A 19,153-nucleotide genomic window follows, 5' to 3' on the forward strand; every position below is an offset into this window, starting at 1 on the left:
TCTTCTCTGAAGGAGAGAGGAGAAGCCAGACAACACAACAGGCCCCTGACATCTACCAGACGTTAGGGGCTTTTGGATAGGGCAGAGGTTGTCACCCTGAAAAGGACGGATTGCTTCGGCTGCGCCTCGCAATGACATTAGCCAATTGCCTTCAGCAGCGCGGCGCAGGCTTCGTCAATCTGCTCCAGGGTGATGGTGAGGGGCGGGGCGATGCGCAGGGAATTGTCGCAGAACAAGAACCAGTCGGTGAGCAGGCCTTCGTGCCAGAGGGCCCGGTCGATGATAGGCTTGAGCACCTGGAAGCTTTCAAACTCCACGGCCATGAGCAGGCCGCAGCCGCGCACCTCCCGGATGGCCGGGTGCCGCAAGTGCTGCCGGAACCGGGCCGCCTTCTCGGCCACGCCGGCCAGCAGGTTTTCCTCCTGAATGACCTGCAAGGTAGCCAGCGCCGCCGCGCACGACACCGGGTGGCCCCCAAACGTGGTGCAGTGGCCCAGAATAGGGTCGGTTTTGAAGCCGGCCATGATGGACTGCGGGGCAATAAACGCCCCGATGGGCATGCCACCGCCCATGCCCTTGGCCGTGAGCAGGATGTCGGGCTCGATGCCGAACTGCTCGAAGGCCCAGAACGTGCCGGTGCGCCCAAAGCCGCACTGAATTTCGTCCAGGATGAGCAGGGCGCCCACCTCCGAGCAGCGTTGGCGCAGGGCGGGCAGGTAGTCGGGATGGGGCAGGCGTACCCCGGCCTCGCCCTGCACCGTTTCGATGACGACGGCGGCCGTGTGCTCGGTTATCAGGGCCAGGTCGTCGAAGCTGTTGTGGCGGAAGTGGCGCACGTCGGGCAGCAGGGGCCGGAAGGCGTTCTTGAACCCCTCGGAGCCGGTGATGCTCAGGGCACCGTGGGTGGAGCCGTGGTAGGCATTGAGGGAGCTGAGCAGGCCGGTACGGCCGGTGTGGCGTTTGGCCAGCTTGAGGGCGCCCTCCACGGCCTCGGTCCCGGAGTTGGTGAAGTACACGTTATCAAGGCGCGGGGGCAGGGTGGCCGTGAGGGCCTGGGCCAGCCGGGCCGGCGGGGCCTGCACTACCTCGCCGTACACCATCAGGTGCAGGTACTTATCGAGCTGGTCCTGAATGGCCCGGAGCACCCGCGGGTGGCGGTGGCCCACGTTGCTTACGCCAATACCCGAAATCAGGTCCAGATAGGCCTTGCCGGCGGCGTCGTACATGTACACGCCCTCGGCCCGCTCAATTTCGAGCAGCAGCGGGAAGTCGGAGGTTTGGGCCTGGTGGCGCAGGAAAAGCTGGCGGGGGGTAAGCATACGGCAAAGGTCGGAAATGTGGCGCGAGCTTCAGCTTGCGCCGTGTGCCGGATGGTGCTTACGTCAGGTTCCCGCAGAGGGCGCAGAGGGTTTCGCAGGAGGCGCAGAAAAAAGCCCCACCGTGCCGAAGCAGGGCGGGGCCCGAGTCGTTCCGGAAAACTCGAAGCGGCGTTTAGCGGGCACCCGTGGGGCCGCCGGGGCGTTCCAGCCGATAGGTACGGCGCTGGCCTTTCAGCTCCTGTATCATCACGCGGCCAAACTCCCGCTCGGCTTTGTAGAGCTGGGCCACCTGCCGCGCGGATATGGCCTTCTGCAGCTTGCTGAAGTAGTCCTCCGTCAGCTCCAGCTCGTTTTTCGACACGGCTACGATTTGCTTGAGGGTGGCGCGGGCCTGGTCCTCGCTGAGCGTGGCAGAGGCCGCGTTGCGGAGCTGGTCGTGAGTTTGGCGCAACTCCCGGCGCTTGGTGCTGTACTCATTATACAGCGGCCAGAACCGCTGGGCCTGCTCCGAAGTCAGGTTCAGCTCACGGGTGATGTAGGCAATGCGGGCGTTTTCGATGCGCGTGTGCATATCGGGGCGCGGCGGCGCTTGCTGGGCGTGCAGGGCGGTGGCCGCCAGCCACAGCAGGCTCAGCAGGCTCAGGCGGCGAAGAAAAAACGGGAAGTGCATGGGCGAGAAAAAGGAAGAAAAGAAGCTTAGAAATTAGAAATAGGTGTCTTCGAGTGCAGGGCCAACCTCGGCTTCTACCGCCTGGGGCGAAACGTCCAGGAAATAGGCCATGCCGTCGTCCTCGGGCAGGGGCAGGGAAGCCAGGTCGGCTGCTTCCAGCGAATGATTGGCGGCCAGGTAGTCGATGAGGGCCGTTTCGGGCACTTGGCTTAAAGCAGCAGCTACGGGGTCAGCGGCAGGTGGCGCGGCGGGGCTCAGCAGAAACGAGGCCGCAAACCCGCCCAGCACCACCGCCGAAGCCAGGGCCGTACGCATGGGCCTCGGCAAGGCCATGAGCCAGCCCCAGGCCGGGACGGGCCTGGCTGCGGGCTGCACCCGCGCCATCACGCGCCGGGGCAATTGCTCAAAGTAGTGGTCCGGGGGCGGAGCCAGCAGGGGCTGGGGCCGCCGCGGGTGGTCATCCAGCCGAAAAGGGGTGTTCATTATGGAGAAGTGAGCTAGTAGAGGTGAGAAGTGAGAGCACGCGGCTGGTAACTGTCCCACTGGGTAACACGCAGCTAGCAGGTTAGAGGAAGCCGGGGCGCCGAGGTTTAATCGGTGCTGTCGTTGATGTATTGCTCTATCTTTTTAACGGCGTGGTGGTAGGAGGCTTTCAGGGCGCCGACGGAAGTGCCGGTTACTTCGGCCATCTGCTCGTAGGGCATGTCGTCGTAGTAGCGCAGGTTGAAGACGAGGCGCTGCTTGTCGGGCAGGCGCAGGATGGCTTTTTGCAGCTTCAGCTCCACCTCGTCGCCAGCCAAGCTATGGTCGGTTTCCAGCTTGGCCGTCAGCTCGGCGCCTACGTCGTGCAGGGGCAGCAGAAACCGGCGGCGCTTGCTGGCCAGAAAACTCAGGCACTCGTTGGTGGCAATGCGGTACAGCCAGGTGTAGAGCTGGGCGTCCTGGCGGAAGCCCTCCAGGTGGTTCCACACCTTCACAAACACGTCCTGGGTGAGGTCGTCGGCGGCGTCGTGGTCTACCACCATCTTGCGCACGTGCCAGTACACCTTGCTCTGGTACTTGCGCACCAGTTGGTTGAAGGCCACGTTGCGGGTGGCGGGGTCACGAAACTGGGTGAGGATTTCCTGGTCTTCCAAGCAGGAGAAGGTGAGAAGTAGGGCGGGAGTGTGGCGGGTTAGATGGGAGGAGCCAAGCGGGGTTTAATAGGTAAACTAAAAACCTGCGCGTGCACGGGCCAACTTCGGCATTTTCCTATCTTGGACCTCTCATCCCGACTCTAGTTACGCAGTCTGCATGCCAGCCGAAACCCTTCTCCCGACGCCTCCGAGCGCGAAGCCATTACGCCGAGCTGGGGCATGTTCTGGCGCAACACTGACGCGGTGCCTGCCCCGGACTGCATTTGTTTATTCTGCTTTTTAACACCCACTGCATGAGCGAAACATCTACCCGCGTACCAATTGAAGATGAGTATGTCTGGACCTTCTTTGGACCTCAGGCTGAATATTATCTGGAGCGTTGGCGGTTGCGCCAGCAAGGCCGGCGCCTGACATTTAACCTGGCAGCGTTTCTTGCCGGCCTCTTCTGGTTTGCCTACCGCCGCATGTACCTCGTGTTTTTCTGCTTGCTGGGCTTTCTTCTGGTAGAATCAATGGCCGAAGAAGCCGTGTTTGGAGAGCCGAGCACCGCCAGCACAATAGCTGCTAACTTACTATTTGGCTCCTTGTACGGATTTCTGGGCAACAACCTTTACCTGTGGCACGCCGAGCGAAAGATACGCCGACTGCTAGCCCTGGGCTTGCCGAAGGACGAGCTTCTGGTGCGCCTGCGCCGGGCCGGTGGCACCAGCTGGGTTCCGGTGCTCGTGATGCTGGCCCTGCTGGTGCTGTTTATCGGCTTGTACTTCTGGCTCGGCCAAACGACCCAAGGCTAGTCAGTATGCCGGAGAGCCTCGGCTCGCCCGCGCCCTACTTCGTGCTGAATGCCACGCCCACGGTCAGGTTGGTGTTGGCGCGGGGGCGACCCTCCAGCACCCGGTTCTCGTAGGTGAAGGTGTAGGTGGAAGTAAGGGAAAAGCGGGCGGTGAAACGCAGGGCCAGCGTAGCCAGCTCACTGGCGCGGTAGTCGCCAAAGTCGCGCAGGTTGGGCTGGTAGAAGGTGGTCGAGTTCAAGGACAGCACCCCGCGCGTGTACACCACCTTCAGGCGGGCCGAGCTGCGCGTCACTACCCGCTCCGACCCGTCGCGGAAGTAGGTGGCCTCCCGTAGCAGCAGGTTGCTTAAGGCCACTTCCCGGCCCAGCGAGTCGGTGTAGAAGGCCCAGCCGGGGCCCGCGCCCAGCTGGTAGCGCTGGTCGATGCCGCGCAGGTTGCTCCGCTCGTACCCGCCGATGCCGTAGAAGCGGAAGTGGCCTTTCCAGTAGTAGGGCGTGGCGTTGAGCAGCCATTCCCGCTCCCGCAGGCGCCCGTCCTGGCGCCCAAACTGGAAGCTGCCCGTGAGAGGCGCCCCAAAGTGCAGCCCCCGCAGCAGCGTGACGTTGTGGGAGGTGGCAAGCAGCGTGCGGTTGACGCCCCCCGAGGTGTACTGCCCCGTCAGCTGCCCCGAGTAGCGGATGAGGGTGGTGTCGGGTTGCTGGGCACGGGCGGCGGTGGCGGCGAGGAGCAGCGTCCCCAAAAACAGCAGGCCCGCTGCCACCAGCCTGGCGCCGGATGCGTTACAGGAGCGGGCCAGAACAACGAACCAGGGGGGGAGGATGACGCCGGAGCGGAAATCGAGCATGGATCTAGCAGCTGAATTACAGGGCTTGCCCCAGGTAGAAGCAGCCTTCTACGCCCGGCTGGGCCTGCGACTGGAAGTGTGTACCCTGGCCGACGTGAGCGACTGGGTGGATGAGGTAATCCTGCGCGAAGATGTTCCAGAATCTTTTTTCATCCAGCTCTACCGCCTGCTGCGCACCGGCCAGGATGAGGTAGTTGCCTTCCTGACCCGCGCCAGTGGCCCGGCCTCGTTTTCGGTGCGGCCCGGCCTGGGGTGGCTGCGGCAGGCGCAGGCGGCGGGCTGGCCCCTGGGCAAGGTCATCAAGGCCCTGTACCGCCTGCGCACCCTCGTGGAGTCGGACCGGGAAGTGGGCTGGATTTACGGCCTGGCCGCCGACTACGAGCGAGCCGCCGGCGCTTCTGCCGAAGCCCTGCGCGAGGTGCAGCAGGAAACCGAAGCCTTCCTGGCCTGCTACCGCGACTATACCTTCCGTAACCGCCCCCGCTGGCCCCACCTCGACGACGCCCTGGAGCAGCGCCTGGCTGCGCTGGGCAGCTAGGTAGGCGTATTTTGTCCAGAAAAACAAACACCCCGGTCGCTCCAGGTTTCCGAAGCAGCCGGGGTGGCAACATAATCTGTACGGGCGTCAGGCGGCGGTTGTGGGTTCCTGGTCTTCCAGGTTGCGGAGGCGGTTTTCGTGGTTTTCCAGCTGCCGCAGTATGGCCGTGTTGGTTTCGGTTTGCTGCATCAACGCCCACAGCATCACTTCCTGTCGCTCATCAGAGCTTCGTAGCTGCTCCAGGGTATTGTCAATACGCTTTAAAGCTTCGGACATCATTTCTTCCAGCTAACTAAACCGTTCATTTGTAATCATCGAGAATACACCGGTAAGGTGTATGAAGATAGAGGAAGGTGTTCTGGGCTTTTCTGGTCGGCTTTCTGAAGGTTGGGATGGTCGACCGGGCTTTTTGGGGTAACTAGACGCTGATGTAATGGGCTGTCCAGAATTTACTAATAGATGCGCACGACTGTGTGCAATAATGCAGAACGTGTGATAAGCGTCATGAAGACGATACTGTTATACTAAATTTTATAATTTTAACACGGGTTATAGCAAGAAAAAATAATGAAAAACATAATAGGAATCTTCCTTTGTTGTTACATCGTCCTGATTATCGGAGGCTGCAATAGTCGCCACAGATTAAGCGCCGACGAGGATCAACAGTACAAACAGCGAATGCAGCAGACAGAAGCAGCCGTTTCGAAATGGATAAAGACATATGCACTTCATCCGGCAAGCTATACATCTGTCTCGTTTAGCGACTACTCCGAATCAATTCTTTCCATTAATAACAGAGAAATTGATAGTACAAAGATGTATTGTGTTAAACATGTGCATTATTTAAAAAATAGGGATGGCAAAGCAGATGAATTTGAAGGTTTTTTTAAATTAAATAGTGCTTATGAGGTAAATATGATACATATAGCAGAAGACAGTATGGCGGCTGAAGAGGTATTTCCACCTGATATTTCAACATGGACGAAGCAGTTTGGAAGGCCACTTACTAAACAAGAGAAGAGTGAAATTACCTATCAAGTTGCTAAGCACCAGGCTAAATCTGTCCGTGAGCTAAAGGAGTTATTGACAACTGAGGCTATTGAGATAGACGATACAGTTAACGAGCAAAGAATTAATAGACTTATTGATACTGTTATTCTAAGAATTGACAAAGGAAAAATCAAATAATTAAAACGGTTGTGTTGATTATGAATTGCGAAGGTTTTGTAGAAAACCCGAATTTATTAGATGACTTAAGACCGCTACAACCATTCTACGGCGTAGACGACGAGACGCGAAGGGTTGCGTCTTTATATCGTTCCCGAACCTGCCATAATACAAAATCGCCCCGGCCGCTACGTAAGCAGCCGGGGCGGTTGCATATACGAATCAACAGCCTACTTCCGCCGCGCCATTACCTTCTCCACGGCGGCCACGATGGCGTGCTCGTTGAGGCCGTATTTCTCCATGAGCTGGTCGGGGGTGCCCGACTCGCCGAAGGAGTCGTTGACGGCTACCATTTCCAGGGGCAGGGGCTCCTCGCGGGCCAGCAGCTGGGCGATGGAGTCGCCGAGGCCGCCGTTCATCTGGTGCTCCTCGGCCGTTACCACGCAGCGGGTTTTGCGGGCCGAGGCCAGCACCAGCTCGGCATCCAGGGGCTTGATGGTGTGGATATTAATAATGTCGGCGTTGAGGCCGCGCTCGGCCAGAAGCTTGCCGGCCAGGATGGCTTTCCACACGAGGTGGCCGGTGGCGAAGATGCTCACGTCGGCGCCCTCATTGAGCACAATGCCCTTACCGATTTCAAACTGTTGGTCGGCGGGAGTGAAGTTGGGCACCACGGGGCGGCCGAAGCGCAGGTACACCGGGCCCTCATGCTCGGCAATGGCCAGGGTGGCGGCCTTGGTCTGGTTGTAGTCGCAGGGGTTGATGACGGTCATGTGGGGCAGCATCTTCATCAGCCCGATATCCTCCAGAATCTGGTGGGTGGCGCCGTCTTCGCCCAGGGTCAGGCCGGCGTGGGAGGCGCAGATCTTCACGTTTTTGCCCGAGTAGGCAATACTCTGGCGGATTTGGTCGTAGACACGGCCGGTGGAGAAGTTGGCGAAGGTGCCCGTAAACGGAATCTTGCCGCCAATGGTGAGGCCGGCGGCCAGGCCCATCATGTTGGCCTCGGCAATGCCCACCTGGAAAAACCGCTCGGGAAAGTCTTTCACAAAGGCGTCCATCTTGAGGGAGCCAATCAGGTCGGCGCAGAGGGCCACCACGTTGGGGTTGGTTTTGCCCAGCTCGTGCAAGCCGGCGCCAAAGCCGCTGCGGGTGTCTTTCGATTCGGTGTAGGGGAAGTCGTTCATGTGGTAGGGGCTTAGGGACTTGGGGGCTTGGGGACTTAGGTTTTGTGTGAGCCCCACCCCAATCCCTCCCCGGTAGGGAGGGGCTTTAGTTCTAGTTTCTAGCTGCTAAACTAAAAGGCTAAAATTAGAGCCCCTCCCTACCGGGGAGGGGTTGGGGTGGGGCTATCTTCCAAAGATGCTTACCGAGGTGGTTTGGCTGGGGCGGATGGTGAAGGTGCGCACGTCGGTGAACTGGCTGCCGGTGGCGCTGGTGGTGCGGAAGACGAGGCGGTAGGTGCCCGGCTGCAAGGGCTGGTTGATTTTGGAGGAGCCGCCGTGGGGCAGGTTGTACACCCAGGTCTGCGACTCGTCCTGGCCCAGACGGTAGACGCTGCCGTAGCCTTTCAAATCGGTGACGATGTTGAGCACGCCGGGCGGCTCGTAGGTGAGTGCGGTTTCCTGGCCCTGCTTCACGGTGATGCGCCGCAGCTGGCGCGGCAGGGTCAGCAGCTCCACCTCGTAGTTGCCGGCCAGCAGCTTCTGCCGCGCCCCGAAGGGCAGGGCCAGCAGGGTTTTGTCCTGGCCCGTCTGCCGGATGACGGCCTGCACTGTGCCGTAGGGGCTGGCCGTGGCCGTGGGCGGCTTAAGCCAGAGCGTGCCTTGGGGCGTTTTGTAGATCAGCACGTTGGCCTTGCCGGGCCGGATGAGCAGGTTCGGCTGGCGTACGGGCGGCACGGTGTTAATCACCAGGTCGTAGCTCTGCAGGGCGTCGATGTCGAGGGCATCGGGCCGGCCCTGGGCGTCGCGGTAGTGGATGTAGTTGTACTCGGGCTGCTCGGTGAGGTTGTTGATGAAGGTCAGGTTGACGTTGGATTCCACGGGGCGGCCCTGCTCGTCGGTCAGGTTCACGGCCACGGTGGTTTTGGCCAGGGTCTGGGCCACCACGTCGTTGAGGATGGTGCGGAAGGTCTTCACGTCGGCCGCGTTGTAGTACTGCCCCAGGCACTCCAGCTGCTTGCCGAAGTCCTTCTCGGCCCCGATGCCAATGACGAAGGGCTTCAGAAACACCCGCTTGCGCTGCAAGGCCAGAGCCGTGGCGCAGGGGTTGCCCTTGCACGACTCAAGCCCGTCGGTAATCAGAATGAGCACGTTGCGGGAGGTTTTGTCGGCCGTGGGGAAGTCGTCGGCCGACTGGAGCAGGGAGTAGGTGATGGGCGTGTTGCCCTGGGGCTGCATAGCTTTGAGCTTGGCCTTGATGGCGGCGGCATTTTTCGGGGCAAACGGCACTTCCAGCCGCGAATCCTCGCAGTTGTTTTCCTCCTTGGGGTGCAAGTGGCCGTAGGCGCGCAGGCCCAGCTCAAGGCTGGGGTAGGCGTTGAGCGAGTCGGCCATGCGGGCCAGCAGGCCTTTAGCCACTTCCCACCGCGTCTTGCCCTCCCACTGCGCCAGCATCGACCCCGAGGCATCCAGCAGAAACAGGATGCGGGTGGTGCGGGGCTTGGGCGCAGGCGGTGCCGTTTGGGCACGCGCCGGCGCGGCCCCGCCCAGCCAGAAGCTGAGCGTCAGTAGGGAGAGCAGAAGCAGGTAAGAGCATCGTGCCATGCGGGACCTCACCCCCTGGCCCCCTCTCCGGAGAGAGGGGAGCCAGGCGGCGTTGGAAATGTATGATCAGACTGTCATTGCGAGGCGTAGCCGAAGCACCCGAAGGAAGGCGTAGCCAATCCGTCTCTCTATGCGCAAATAATGCAGGTTCCTCTGAAGGCCCCTAGTGGGCGCCTCACCCCCCGGCCCCCTCTCCGAAAAGGGAGAGGGGGTGCCAGATGATTAAGAAGTTTTCAGATCAACAAGGACTACTCATGCAATCAGCGCAATCAACTTAATCTGCACCATCTGTGATTTTAGTAGTCCGACGCCTCTTCCACGCTGAGCTGCTGGAGGGCTTTTTCGAGCTGCTCGTCGTTGGGGGCCACGCCGTGCCACTTGTGGGAACCCATCATGAAGTCGACGCCGTAGCCCATCTGCGTATCCAGAAGCACGACAATGGGCTGGCCCTGACCCAGCAGACCCTGGGCCTGTTCAATGGTGGGCAGCAGGGTCTCGAACTGGTTGCCGTCGGTTTCGAGCACGCGCCAGCCGAAGGCCTCGAACTTGGCGCGCAAGTCGCCCAGGTGCATCACTTTTTCGGTGGGGCCGTCGATCTGCTGGCCGTTGCGGTCCACGAAAGCAATCAGGTTGTCGACTTTGTGGTGGGGGGCGTACATGGCCGCTTCCCAGATCTGGCCCTCCTCCAGCTCCCCGTCGCCCATGAGCACGAACACGGTGCGGGAGTCCTGATTGAGCTTTTTGGCCTGGGCCGCCCCGATGGCTACGCTCAGGCCCTGGCCGAGGGAGCCCGAAGCTATGCGCACGCCGGGCAAGTGCTCGTGGGTGGCGGGGTGGCCTTGCAGGCGGGAGTTGAGCTTGCGGAACGTGGCCAGCTCGCCCACCGGGAAGTAGCCCGAGCGGGCCAGCACCGAGTAAAACACCGGCGAAATGTGGCCGTTCGACAAGATAAACAGGTCCTGCCCGATGCCGTCCATGTCAAATGGCTCCGGGGTGTGCTTCATCACTTTAAAAAAAAGGGCCACCAGCAGATCGGTGCAGCCCAGTGAGCCGCCAGGGTGGCCGGAGTTGACGGCGTGCACCATGCGCACAATGTCGCGGCGTACCTGGGCGGCAATCTGTTTCAGCTCGGCCACCGACTTGGTAGCCTCGGGCGCGTGGGTTTCGGAAGAAGCGGCAAAAGACGTGTCCTGGGCCATTGGGTCTAGATGATTGGAGTGGTAGGGCAAAGGTAGGTTTTTAGGGGCTTGGGGGCTTGGGGGCTTAGGGTCTTGGTTGACGTGCTGCTGTCATCCTGGGGCCCAGCCGAAGATCAGCGTAATTAATTCTTGCGCCAGAGCGAGTCGTGGTAACGAGTTTAGCCCGCAGAGGGCGCGGAAGCTTGCGCAGAAGGCGCAGAGCTGTTCTGCCGCTTGTCGTTCTTCAGTTTGGCTGGGCCTCAGAATAGCAGCAGTACATCAACCAAGCCCCTAAGCCCCCAAGTCCCTAAGACCCTAAAAAAAATACCCCGCCTGAAACGGGCGGGGCTTTGGAAGCTACAGCAGCTGGGCGGCGTGGTTCTTGGTGTCGACTTTGGTAATGACCTTCTCGATACGGCCCTGCTCGTCGATGACGAAGGTGTAGCGCATGGTGCCCATGTAGGTGCGGCCGTACATCGACTTCTCCTGCCACACCCCGTAAGCCTGCACGAGTCGTTTGTCCTCATCAACCAGCAGCGGGAAGGGCAACTCGTACTTCTGAGCAAACTTCTGGTGGGACTTCTGCGGGTCGATGCTCACGCCCAGCACCTGAATGCCGGCCCCGAGCAGGCTCTGGTAGTTGTCGCGCAGGTTGCAGGCCTGGGCCGTGCAGCCGCTGGTGTCGTCTTTGGGGTAGAAGTAGAGGGCCACTTTGCGGCCGGCGTAGTCCTGGAGGCGGTGCAGGGTGCCGTGCTGGTCCTGGGCCTCAAAAGCCGGAGCCGGCTCGCCAACTTGGGGAATTGTCATGACGGAGAGTTTGCGGCAAAAGTAAAGCGCAGATTGGGCAGATTAAACGGATTTCGCAGATTAAAAAAACCGGAACCAGCCTATTGTAGCGTGGTAGCGCGCCGTACGAAGGACCGTCAGGTCATGAAGCTGTTTAGGAAGTCGCCCGAAACATACCAGCCCGTCCTGCTGAGCTTGCCGAAGCACCTCTCCCGCTTCGTTGTAGTCGTCAGAAGTTAGCCAGCGGTAGAGATGCTTCGACTTCGCCTCCGGCTCCGCTCAGCAGGACGGGCTGGTATGTTTCAGACGACTTCCTAAACAGCCTCCATATAATCAGTGAAATCAATCTAATCTGCCCAATCTGTGATTCAGGTGGGCTGGGGCGTGAAGATGAGCCTGTCGACCGGAAAGCCCAGCTCCCGGCCTTTCGCCACCAGCCGGTCGCGGAGGCTGCGCTCCAGGTGGGGCGTGCGGCTGAGAATCCAGAGGTTTTTGCGGCCCGGCTCGCCCACCAGGGCATAGCGGTAGTCGGCCTGGTCGAGGTCCAGAATCCAGTAGTCGCCTTCAAACGGCCAGAAGAAGCTGACCCGGAGCTTGGCGTTGGTCTTGGCATCTACGACGCGGGCGGTGCCGGCGGCGGTTTCCACCGGGCCGTTGAGACTGTGCTTGTGGCAGGTGTTGAGCACCTGCACCTTGCCGTCGGGGCGCAGCTTGTACTCGGCCGTCACGTGCTGGCAGCCTTTCTCGAAGCGGGCGGGCAGGCGGGCCACCTCGTACCACAAACCGCGGTACCGGTGCAGGTCCACGTGTGCCACGGTGGGCAGGGGCGGGTGACTTTTGCGCCGGGCAAAAGCATAGGCCGCCACACCAGTAGCCACGGCAGCCGCGGCGGCCAGCAGTACGGGTTGGCGCGGGTTTTTAGCAGGAGAAGCAGGCATAGTCAGGGGTAACAAGTAAAGGGTGACAGGTGACAAGTAAGAGGTAGACCGTCATGCTGAGCCTGTCGAAGCATCTCTACCTCTGGCTAATTTCTGACATGAGGACGAAGTGGTAGAGCTGCTTCGACAAGCTTAGCAGAACGGGCAAGCAACTTTCTACATAGCTTCGGGATGGAGAAGACCCTCGGTAGTACGCAGCTTACTTGCTCACGGCTAAGGCGGAAGCACCAGGGCGGCTCCGACTTCTGCCAAAAAAATCTGCCGCAACCTGGTGATACTTGGCGTTTCTTTCGATTAAGTACTGAACCCGCGTTGCTGCCATGATTCGCCTCGACCATTTTTCCGACCCCGCTGCCCTGCGCCAGGCCCTGCTGACTGACCGTTCCCGTGTGCTGACCCAGCTGTACCAGCGGGCCTTCCCGGTAGTGCGCCGGCACGTGCAGCGCCACGGCGGCACCGAGGCCGACGCCCAAGACGTGTTTCAGGATGCGCTGGTGGTCTTCTACGAGCAAGCTGTAGGCGAAATGCTGACGCTGACGGCCGCGGCCAGCACCTACCTGGTGGGCGTAAGCCGCAACCTGTGGCGGCGCGAGCTGGTCCGGCGCAGCCGCCTGCCCGCCGAGCCCACCGACGCCCACCCGGAGCTGCCCGCCGAACCCGAACCAGAGCCCGCCCCGGCATTGGCCGTACGCGACTACGTGGAGCAGCTCGGGGCCCGGTGCCGGGATATTCTGCTGGCCTTTTACTACTTCCAGCAGCCCCTGAGCCAGATTGCGGCTACGCATCAGTTTCGCACGGTGCGCTCGGCTACGGTTCAGAAATTCAAGTGCCTGGAGCGCCTGCGCACGGCCGTGCGCAACCTGCGCGAGCAACTTCTTCCCGCCTAAGCCATGCGCCCCGAGCTAGAACGCCTCCGCTACCTTGAGCAGCACCTGCTGGGCCAGCTGCCCGCCAGTGCCCCCACCTGGGCCGTGCAGGTGCTGCTCGACCCTGAACTGGCTGCTGATGCTGCTGCCCAGCGCCAACTGTACCAGGGCCTGCGCCTGGCCGGGCGGCGGCAGCTGCGGCAGGAGCTAAAGGCCATTCACCAGCAGCTGTACGGGCGCCGGCGGCGTGGCTGGGTACACGCCACCTTGGCCCGCCTGCACGCTCTGCTGCCGGGGCGCTGGTCGTCCCACTAACCGGCTTATTTCTTCCTCTTCACCGCAGCCAGTGGCCGCTCTGCCACGCACTACAGCGTGGTCAGGCTTCGCCGTGCCTGCATTTCCCCTTTTCTGTATGCTTGCTTCTGCTGAATTTCGCCGCTTTGCCGTGCGCGGCCAGGGCCTCAATGGCCTGCACTTCGACCAGTACGTGCACCACGTGGAAGGCCTGGCCCGGCCCCACCTTACCGGCATGACCCGCTCGGTTATCGAGGAGCGCCCGACGCGCTTTGCCGAAATCGACGTGTTTTCGCGCCTGATTATGGACCGGATCATCTTTCTGGGTACCGCCGTCGATGACCACATTGCCAACATTCTGACGGCGCAGATGCTGTTTTTGGAGTCAGTTGACAACAGGAAAGACATTCTGCTCTACATCAACTCGCCCGGTGGCTCCGTGTACGCCGGCCTGGGCATCTATGACACCATGCAGTATATCAGCCCCGATGTGGCTACTATCTGCACTGGCATGGCGGCCAGCATGGGTTCGTTTCTGCTGTGCGGAGGCGCTATTGGCAAACGCTCAGCCCTGCCCCACGCCCGCGTCATGATTCACCAGCCCAGCGGCGGGGTGCAGGGCCCGTCAGCCGACATCGAAATCACGGCCCGCGAGGTGGTGAAGCTACGCCAGGAACTCTACAACATTTACGCCGAGCGCACCGGCAAAACCTACGAGCAAATCCACAACGACGCCGACCGGGACCACTGGCTGCGTGCTGATGAGGCCAAAGAATACGGCGTCATTGATGAAGTGCTGAAGAAGGAATGAGTAGATGAGTGAATGAGTAGATGAGTAAATGAGTGGATGAGTGAAGGTGGACGGTCAGCCCCAGCGGGGTGGCATATCGGTAGAACACACCGAGGTAAACAGGATGAAAGCCCCAGCGGGGCGACACCAATCGTTCAACGACTGTGTCACCCCGCTGGGGCTCTGGTGTTTCATAGCTTCAGCCTGTTCTACCAATATGCCGCCCCGCTGGGGCTGACCGTCCACCTTCCCTCATCCACTCATTCACTCATTTACTCATTCACTCACAGCACCACGTGCAGCACCCGTTCGTTGCCGGCCTGGTCGATGAGGCGCAGGGTGGCGGGGCCGCGCAGGGGCGGACCCAGCCGGTCGTCGCGCTCCGAAAACAGGGTGGCGTTTTTGTGCTCGAAGCGCAGCAGGCGAAACTGCCCGTTAACTTCCAGCTTGTAAGACGCCAGCCCCGACAGGTCGTCGCCGACCTTGAACACCACGCCGGCCGGGCCCCGGCTGATGAGGCGGCCCGAGGGCGGAATGGTGTCGGTGAGGATGCGGAACCGGCCGAAGGTTTTGATGGGGGCCGAGATGGTGTTGCCGCTCCAGGTGCCACCCACGTAGGCCTTGCCGCCTTTGGGCGTGATGCTGTAGATGGCCGAGCGGGCTTTATCGGCCACCTCGGTTTCGGGCTTGAGGGTGAGGCGCAACGGCTGGTAGAGCGGGACGCGCGGCAGGTGCACGGTCCAGACGCCCTGCCCGTAGCTGGTTTGCACGTAGAGCGTGTCGAACAGGGTTTTAGGCCCGAAGCCCAGGTGCAGGTGAGCCGTGGCGAAGCCAAACTCCTGGCCCGAGGGCACCATGGCCTGGCGCTCAAACCGCTTTACGAGGCGCCCAAACTGCAGGGAGTCGGGGCGGCCGGCGCGCAGGTCGTAGAGGTACACGTTCTGGCTTTGCTCGGTGTAGCTGGGCTTCAGAGTGAGGCGGCGGCTGCCGCGGTACAGGGTCAGAGGCCCGCCCACGGCGGCCGTGTCGGGGTCCTGGGCCACGGCCACCAGCAGGTTGCGGCTGATGTCGTAGCGCAGGGCCGGCGCTTTGACGGCCGCCGAGCGGGTTTTGAAGTAGGCCGGCTGCTCGCCCCGCAGCACCAGCCGCAGGGGCGTGGTGTTGCCATAGCAGTCCGAAAGCCTGATTTCGACGCTGTAGAGCTGGCCCGGCTCCACGCGCAGCCGGCCCCGGCCGGGGCCGGTGGTGTAGATGCCCAGGTCGTTGCCGTCGTCCACGAACAGCCGTTCCAGCTGCCGCCCCTGCATGGCCCGCCACTCGTAATCCACGTGGCGGTTGATCTGCCGGGAGCCTTCCGGGAAGGGAATGTCGTCGACCACGTGCCGGTACAGGGGCTGGCCGTTCACCTCCACTTCCACCTGCTGAAAGCCGTTTCGGTTCCACACCCCGTCGAACCGGTCGAAGCCCTGCACCAGCAGGCCCACCGTGCCGAAGGCCCGGATGGTGTCGGGCCACACGTAGCCCCCGCCGCCAGGCAGGGGCGGGGCCTTGGGCACGAACACCGACTTGCCAAACCGCCCCTGCACGCGGGCGTCAATGCTCAGCGCTTCTACCGCAAAGGCCTGCATCGTGGGGGCCACGTGGTCCTGCACCTCGGGGAAGCCGCCCCACTGCAAGGGGTTGAGCTGGTGGTCCTGGGCCGTGCGCACCTCCCAGTGCAGGTGCGGGCCCACTGAGCCGCCCGTGTTGCCCGACAAGGCCACCACCTCGCCGCGCTTCACCGGAAACTGGCCGGGCTTGAAAAACAGCTCCAGCTCGTAGGTCTGCCGCTCGTACTGGCGGCGGCGCAGCTCCTCGGCCACCGGCCCCCGAAAGTGGTTGAGGTGGCCGTACACCGTGGTCAGCCCGTTGGGGTGGGTGATATAAAGCACGTTGCCGTAGCCGAAAGAGCTTTGCTTGAGCCGCGACACGTAGCCGTCGGCCGAGGCATAGACGGGCAGGTCCACGCGGCCATCGGTTTTGATGTCGAGGCCGCCGTGGAAGTGATTGGGCCGCAGCTCGCCCATGCTGCCCGCCAGGAAATTCTGCTTGCCCGGCTTGATGGGAAACAGAAAGTAGCCGGGCTCCACGGCCGGCCGGGTGTCGGCGGCCGGGGCGGCAGCTTGGGGTTTGTCGCCGGAGGAATCGGGCTGCTGGCCTCCGCAGGAAGCCGGCCGCAGCCCCAGCAGCACCAGAAACGGCAACGCTACGCTAAGCAGCTGCCGCGGCTGGAGAGAAATCAAATCAAGCATGTACTAGGTAAAGGGGAATAGGGAGGCGGGAAGTGGTGAGTTTGCTGCTTGTTGCTGCTTGGTTATTTTAAGCTTAGCACAAAAGCTCCGCCCGAACGGCGGGCGGACTAGCTCTAGCTGTAGCAACGACTACCGTGCCAACGCCCCATTCCTGCGCGAAAAAGGTCTTTGGCTCCGCTTGCCGGCGGTCTGAAAGCTCCGGATGCCCGCGTGTCAACTCACCACCTCACTACTCACCAGTTCTTTACTATTTCACCGCCAGGTCCAGCATTTTCTCCTCGCCGATGTAGCCCGTGAGCTGGTCGCCGATGCGCACGGGGCCGACGCCGCTGGGAGTGCCGGTAAAAAGTAAGTCGCCCGTTTTCAGGGTGATAAACCGGGAAATGTAGCTGATGATGGCGGCGAAGGGGTGGAGCATCAGCCCAGAATTGCCGCGCTGCCGCACCTCACCATTCACTTCCAGGCGAAAGTCGATGTTGCTCAGGTCGGCGAAGTCGGTGACGGGCTTGAACTCCGGCGAAATCGGGGCCGAGCCGTCGAAACCCTTGGCCAGCTCCCAGGGCAGGCCCTTGGCTTTCAGCTTGCTTTGCAGGTCGCGGGCCGTGAAGTCGATGCCCAGGCCGATGGCGTCGAAGTAGGTATGGGCAAACTTCGGGTCGATGTTCTTGCCGTTTTTGCACACGCGCAGCACCAGCTCAATTTCGTGGTGGATATCCTGGGAAAAATCGGGCAGGAAAAACGGCTGATTGCGCTGAAGCAGGGCCGTATCGGGCTTGGCGAAGATGACGGGCGCGTCGGGCGTTTCGTTCTGAAGCTCGGCAATATGTTCCGCGTAGTTGCGGCCAATGCACAGGATTTTCATTCGGAAGGGGACTTAGGGACTTAGGGACTTAGGGACTTAGGGACTTAGGGACTTAGGGACTTAGGGACTTGAGTATATGGGGCCGCAAAGGTAGCTGTCAGCCGTAGTGCAGCGAAGGGTGGGAGGGCGTAGTCAGCGGCTTTTTTGAGCTGGAAGGAGGGAGTACGGCCTTGCCACATGCTGGCGTGAGGGGGTCTCGGGCGGCACGGATGCCAGACGAGGAGGATAGAACCTTAACTAAGCCCTTAAGACCCTGAGCCCCCAAGTCCCTACCTGAAGCGCCACGCTATACGGAGCTGGCCGCCGGACGTTCGGCAAACATTTTGCTCGCCGGCTCACGTATAGCAGTGCGTTAGTGGCTCCGGGTGCAACGCTTCGCCCTGGTCCCTGCTCTTATCTTCCACAGCCACCTCCGTATGCTCAAGAAAATTGCCCTTGCTAGCTGCCTGTTCGTGGCGGCGGCGTGCTCCACGGTTCCCATCACCGGCCGGCGCCAGCTTAGCCTGGTTTCCGATGCCGAGGTAAACGCCCTGGCCGCCCAGCAATACCAGCAGGTGCTTCAGAAAAGCCAAGTCGTAAGCAGCGGCTCACAGGCGGCTATGGTGCGGCGGGTAGGCCAGCGCGTGCAGCAGGCCGTAGAAACGTATTTCCGCCAGCAAAATGCCCAAAGCCAGCTGGCCGGCTACCAGTGGGAGTTCAATCTGATTCAGGACGATAAGCAGCAGAACGCCTGGTGTATGCCCGGTGGCAAGGTGGCCGTGTACACTGGCATCCTGCCCATCACCCAGGACGAAAACGGCCTGGCCGTGGTCATGGGCCACGAAATTGCCCACGCCGTAGCCAAGCACGGCAACGAGCGGATGAGCCAGGGCCTGGTGCAGCAGCTGGGCGGGCAGGCCCTGGGGGCGGCCCTGTCCACCAACTCGGCCATGACCCAGCAGGTAGCCCTGCAAGCCTTCGGCGTCGGCTCGCAGCTGGGCCTGCTCAAGTACGGCCGCAACCAGGAGTCGGAAGCCGACCGCCTGGGGCTGATTTTCATGGCCATGGCCGGCTACGACCCCAAAGGAGCCGTCAGCTTCTGGGAGCGAATGGCGGCCCGCGAAAATGCCGCCGCGCCCCCGGAGTTCTTGTCGAGCCACCCCTCCAACGAAACCCGCATTGCCGACATCCAACGGTTGCTGCCCGAAGCCAGCCAGTACTACAAGGGCCGCTAACTTCGGCCTGCATTCTTTCTCCTAATGATTTTTCGTTCTTCGATACCTACCGGGGTGGCTGCGGCCATGCTCGGGCTGGCCGGCCTGCTAAGCGCCTGCGAAACCACCAAGCGCGGCTTCCCCGAAGTCAGCTCCCCCGCCAACGACCCCGATGCCCTGCATCGGCGCCAGCTGGAGGCCGTCAGCACGCAGGTGGCCGCAGTGGCTGAGGGCAAGGTGCGCTACGTGGTGCCCCGCGACCAGCTGGCCGCCGCCTTCACCCGCCAGTTCGGCGACGGTACCGTAATCGACAAAACCATCATCCGTAAGGTGCAGGAAACGCCCAAGGACAAGGCCGTGTACTACGTGGTGGGCATGGGCCTGCGCAACGGCATGTTCCGGGCCATGGCCCTGCCCCTGCAAACGTCCTCCGACAACAGCCTGTACCTCACCTCCAACGCCGCGCGCTACATCATCACGGGTGTGGGCTGCACGTTCTGCTTCTTTAACTTCGAGAAAAACGAAATTGTGGGCACTACCTGCGAGGAAAACACCGGCGGCAGCCGCTGCGACCTGCGCGTAGAAGACAACAACGCCTTTTTCCCCCGCCGCTAACTATGCTCAGCCGCAAATGGATCCTGCGCCTCTCCCTCACCGCCCTGGCCCTGCTGGTCACGACGGATAGTCGGAAGAAGTGAAACCGTGAGAAGTGAGACAGT

At 61.5% G+C, this 19,153-nt stretch carries 21 protein-coding genes; 8 read left to right on the forward strand and 13 right to left on the reverse strand.

The genetic code is table 11. From position 1 onward, the window contains the following. Nucleotides 1–137 precede the first annotated feature (137 nt). The 4 genes from OIS53_RS02595 to OIS53_RS02610 all read right to left on the reverse strand — a co-directional run bounded on the left by OIS53_RS02595 (nt 138) and on the right by OIS53_RS02610 (nt 3,125). The gene (locus OIS53_RS02595; RefSeq protein WP_264680828.1) at nt 138–1,319 is read right to left on the reverse strand and encodes an aspartate aminotransferase family protein; all 1,182 of its coding nucleotides are present in this window, start codon (nt 1,317–1,319) and stop codon (nt 138–140) included. Nucleotides 1,320–1,491: 172 nt separating this feature from the next. Continuing rightward, on the reverse strand, nt 1,492–1,989 hold the full coding sequence (locus OIS53_RS02600) for a Spy/CpxP family protein refolding chaperone (protein ID WP_264680829.1): 498 nt from the start codon (nt 1,987–1,989) through the stop codon (nt 1,492–1,494). Nucleotides 1,990–2,022: 33 nt separating this feature from the next. Then, a complete protein-coding gene (locus tag OIS53_RS02605; protein ID WP_264680830.1) occupies nt 2,023–2,472 on the reverse strand; it encodes a hypothetical protein in 450 nt (149 codons plus the stop codon). Nucleotides 2,473–2,579: 107 nt separating this feature from the next. After that, nucleotides 2,580–3,125 (reverse strand): RNA polymerase sigma factor, encoded by a 546-nt coding sequence (locus OIS53_RS02610; protein WP_264680831.1) that lies wholly within the window; start codon nt 3,123–3,125, stop codon nt 2,580–2,582. 293 nt (nt 3,126–3,418) lie between these two features. Here OIS53_RS02610 and OIS53_RS02615 point away from each other — a divergent pair, with 293 nt between their 5' ends. Further along, on the forward strand, nt 3,419–3,919 hold the full coding sequence (locus OIS53_RS02615; RefSeq protein WP_264680832.1) for a DUF2628 domain-containing protein: 501 nt from the start codon (nt 3,419–3,421) through the stop codon (nt 3,917–3,919). 34 nt (nt 3,920–3,953) lie between these two features. Here the strand turns inward: OIS53_RS02615 and OIS53_RS02620 are convergent, their stop codons facing one another. Continuing rightward, nucleotides 3,954–4,763: a DUF481 domain-containing protein gene (locus OIS53_RS02620; RefSeq protein ID WP_264680833.1), complete on the reverse strand. Its 810-nt coding sequence runs from the start codon at nt 4,761–4,763 to the stop codon at nt 3,954–3,956. On the opposite strand from OIS53_RS02620, the gene OIS53_RS02625 reads away from it, so the two are divergent. Continuing rightward, entirely contained in the window at nt 4,762–5,301 is a 540-nt protein-coding gene (locus OIS53_RS02625; RefSeq protein ID WP_264680834.1) for a hypothetical protein, read from the forward strand. The genes OIS53_RS02620 and OIS53_RS02625 overlap by 2 nt on opposite strands. A gap of 87 nt (nt 5,302–5,388) precedes the next feature. Here OIS53_RS02625 and OIS53_RS02630 read toward each other — a convergent pair whose 3' ends face one another. Continuing rightward, nucleotides 5,389–5,577, reverse strand: coding sequence for a hypothetical protein (locus OIS53_RS02630; RefSeq protein WP_264680835.1), 189 nt, complete (start codon nt 5,575–5,577; stop codon nt 5,389–5,391). 291 nt (nt 5,578–5,868) lie between these two features. On the opposite strand from OIS53_RS02630, the gene OIS53_RS02635 reads away from it, so the two are divergent. Next, nucleotides 5,869–6,489, forward strand: a complete 621-nt coding sequence (locus tag OIS53_RS02635) for a hypothetical protein (protein ID WP_264680836.1) — start codon at nt 5,869–5,871, stop codon at nt 6,487–6,489. 209 nt (nt 6,490–6,698) lie between these two features. On the opposite strand, the gene OIS53_RS02640 is transcribed toward OIS53_RS02635, so the two are convergent. From OIS53_RS02640 to OIS53_RS02660, 5 genes are all read right to left on the reverse strand, one after another. Next, the gene (locus OIS53_RS02640; protein ID WP_264680837.1) at nt 6,699–7,655 is read right to left on the reverse strand and encodes a transketolase family protein; all 957 of its coding nucleotides are present in this window, start codon (nt 7,653–7,655) and stop codon (nt 6,699–6,701) included. A 162-nt stretch (nt 7,656–7,817) separates the two neighbouring features. Then, nucleotides 7,818–9,236, reverse strand: a complete 1,419-nt coding sequence (locus OIS53_RS02645; RefSeq protein ID WP_264680838.1) for a vWA domain-containing protein — start codon at nt 9,234–9,236, stop codon at nt 7,818–7,820. 296 nt (nt 9,237–9,532) lie between these two features. After that, on the reverse strand, nt 9,533–10,435 hold the full coding sequence (locus tag OIS53_RS02650) for a transketolase (protein WP_264682296.1): 903 nt from the start codon (nt 10,433–10,435) through the stop codon (nt 9,533–9,535). A gap of 336 nt (nt 10,436–10,771) precedes the next feature. Then, nucleotides 10,772–11,221, reverse strand: a complete 450-nt coding sequence (bcp, locus tag OIS53_RS02655) for a thioredoxin-dependent thiol peroxidase (protein WP_264680839.1) — start codon at nt 11,219–11,221, stop codon at nt 10,772–10,774. A 347-nt stretch (nt 11,222–11,568) separates the two neighbouring features. Beyond that, nucleotides 11,569–12,138, reverse strand: a complete 570-nt coding sequence (locus tag OIS53_RS02660) for a lipocalin family protein (protein ID WP_264680840.1) — start codon at nt 12,136–12,138, stop codon at nt 11,569–11,571. A 320-nt stretch (nt 12,139–12,458) separates the two neighbouring features. On the opposite strand from OIS53_RS02660, the gene OIS53_RS02665 reads away from it, so the two are divergent. The 3 genes from OIS53_RS02665 to OIS53_RS02675 all read left to right on the forward strand — a co-directional run bounded on the left by OIS53_RS02665 (nt 12,459) and on the right by OIS53_RS02675 (nt 14,109). Next, nucleotides 12,459–13,025 carry an RNA polymerase sigma factor gene (locus OIS53_RS02665; RefSeq protein WP_264680841.1) on the forward strand — a complete coding sequence of 189 codons (567 nt, stop codon included), beginning with the start codon at nt 12,459–12,461 and terminating at the stop codon, nt 13,023–13,025. 3 nt (nt 13,026–13,028) lie between these two features. Next, nucleotides 13,029–13,319 (forward strand): hypothetical protein, encoded by a 291-nt coding sequence (locus OIS53_RS02670; protein WP_264680842.1) that lies wholly within the window; start codon nt 13,029–13,031, stop codon nt 13,317–13,319. Between the two features lie 97 nt (nt 13,320–13,416). Beyond that, nucleotides 13,417–14,109 carry a ClpP family protease gene (locus OIS53_RS02675; protein WP_264680843.1) on the forward strand — a complete coding sequence of 231 codons (693 nt, stop codon included), beginning with the start codon at nt 13,417–13,419 and terminating at the stop codon, nt 14,107–14,109. A gap of 263 nt (nt 14,110–14,372) precedes the next feature. Here the strand turns inward: OIS53_RS02675 and OIS53_RS02680 are convergent, their stop codons facing one another. Both OIS53_RS02680 and OIS53_RS02685 read right to left on the reverse strand, forming a co-directional pair. After that, nucleotides 14,373–16,370: a M23 family metallopeptidase gene (locus OIS53_RS02680; RefSeq protein ID WP_264680844.1), complete on the reverse strand. Its 1,998-nt coding sequence runs from the start codon at nt 16,368–16,370 to the stop codon at nt 14,373–14,375. Nucleotides 16,371–16,626: 256 nt separating this feature from the next. Continuing rightward, nucleotides 16,627–17,241 (reverse strand): fumarylacetoacetate hydrolase family protein, encoded by a 615-nt coding sequence (locus OIS53_RS02685; RefSeq protein WP_264680845.1) that lies wholly within the window; start codon nt 17,239–17,241, stop codon nt 16,627–16,629. 416 nt (nt 17,242–17,657) lie between these two features. Here OIS53_RS02685 and OIS53_RS02690 point away from each other — a divergent pair, with 416 nt between their 5' ends. Both OIS53_RS02690 and OIS53_RS02695 read left to right on the forward strand, forming a co-directional pair. Further along, entirely contained in the window at nt 17,658–18,455 is a 798-nt protein-coding gene (locus OIS53_RS02690) for a M48 family metallopeptidase (protein WP_264680846.1), read from the forward strand. A gap of 24 nt (nt 18,456–18,479) precedes the next feature. Then, complete coding sequence (locus OIS53_RS02695; protein ID WP_264680847.1) at nt 18,480–19,049, forward strand: hypothetical protein; 570 nt, start codon at nt 18,480–18,482, stop codon at nt 19,047–19,049. The last annotated feature ends 104 nt before the right edge of the window (nt 19,050–19,153 follow it).

Source organism: Hymenobacter sp. YIM 151500-1 (assembly GCF_025979885.1).
GTDB lineage: Bacteria > Bacteroidota > Bacteroidia > Cytophagales > Hymenobacteraceae > Hymenobacter.

Bases quoted from the DNA above. Each gene is read 5' to 3' on its own strand.
- OIS53_RS02620 (WP_264680833.1), bottom strand. From the start codon at position 4,763: ATGCTCGATTTCCGCTCCGGCGTCATCCTCCCCCCCTGGTTCGTTGTT.
- OIS53_RS02630 (WP_264680835.1), bottom strand. From the start codon at position 5,577: ATGTCCGAAGCTTTAAAGCGTATTGACAATACCCTGGAGCAGCTACGA.
- OIS53_RS02625 (WP_264680834.1), top strand. From the start codon at position 4,762: ATGGATCTAGCAGCTGAATTACAGGGCTTGCCCCAGGTAGAAGCAGCC.
- OIS53_RS02600 (WP_264680829.1), bottom strand. From the start codon at position 1,989: ATGCACTTCCCGTTTTTTCTTCGCCGCCTGAGCCTGCTGAGCCTGCTG.
- OIS53_RS02640 (WP_264680837.1), bottom strand. From the start codon at position 7,655: ATGAACGACTTCCCCTACACCGAATCGAAAGACACCCGCAGCGGCTTT.
- OIS53_RS02675 (WP_264680843.1), top strand. From the start codon at position 13,417: ATGCTTGCTTCTGCTGAATTTCGCCGCTTTGCCGTGCGCGGCCAGGGC.
- OIS53_RS02690 (WP_264680846.1), top strand. From the start codon at position 17,658: ATGCTCAAGAAAATTGCCCTTGCTAGCTGCCTGTTCGTGGCGGCGGCG.
- OIS53_RS02665 (WP_264680841.1), top strand. From the start codon at position 12,459: ATGATTCGCCTCGACCATTTTTCCGACCCCGCTGCCCTGCGCCAGGCC.
- OIS53_RS02605 (WP_264680830.1), bottom strand. From the start codon at position 2,472: ATGAACACCCCTTTTCGGCTGGATGACCACCCGCGGCGGCCCCAGCCC.
- OIS53_RS02635 (WP_264680836.1), top strand. From the start codon at position 5,869: ATGAAAAACATAATAGGAATCTTCCTTTGTTGTTACATCGTCCTGATT.
- OIS53_RS02650 (WP_264682296.1), bottom strand. From the start codon at position 10,435: ATGGCCCAGGACACGTCTTTTGCCGCTTCTTCCGAAACCCACGCGCCC.
- OIS53_RS02660 (WP_264680840.1), bottom strand. From the start codon at position 12,138: ATGCCTGCTTCTCCTGCTAAAAACCCGCGCCAACCCGTACTGCTGGCC.
- OIS53_RS02615 (WP_264680832.1), top strand. From the start codon at position 3,419: ATGAGCGAAACATCTACCCGCGTACCAATTGAAGATGAGTATGTCTGG.
- OIS53_RS02670 (WP_264680842.1), top strand. From the start codon at position 13,029: ATGCGCCCCGAGCTAGAACGCCTCCGCTACCTTGAGCAGCACCTGCTG.
- OIS53_RS02695 (WP_264680847.1), top strand. From the start codon at position 18,480: ATGATTTTTCGTTCTTCGATACCTACCGGGGTGGCTGCGGCCATGCTC.
- bcp (WP_264680839.1), bottom strand. From the start codon at position 11,221: ATGACAATTCCCCAAGTTGGCGAGCCGGCTCCGGCTTTTGAGGCCCAG.
- OIS53_RS02685 (WP_264680845.1), bottom strand. From the start codon at position 17,241: ATGAAAATCCTGTGCATTGGCCGCAACTACGCGGAACATATTGCCGAG.
- OIS53_RS02595 (WP_264680828.1), bottom strand. From the start codon at position 1,319: ATGCTTACCCCCCGCCAGCTTTTCCTGCGCCACCAGGCCCAAACCTCC.
- OIS53_RS02645 (WP_264680838.1), bottom strand. From the start codon at position 9,236: ATGGCACGATGCTCTTACCTGCTTCTGCTCTCCCTACTGACGCTCAGC.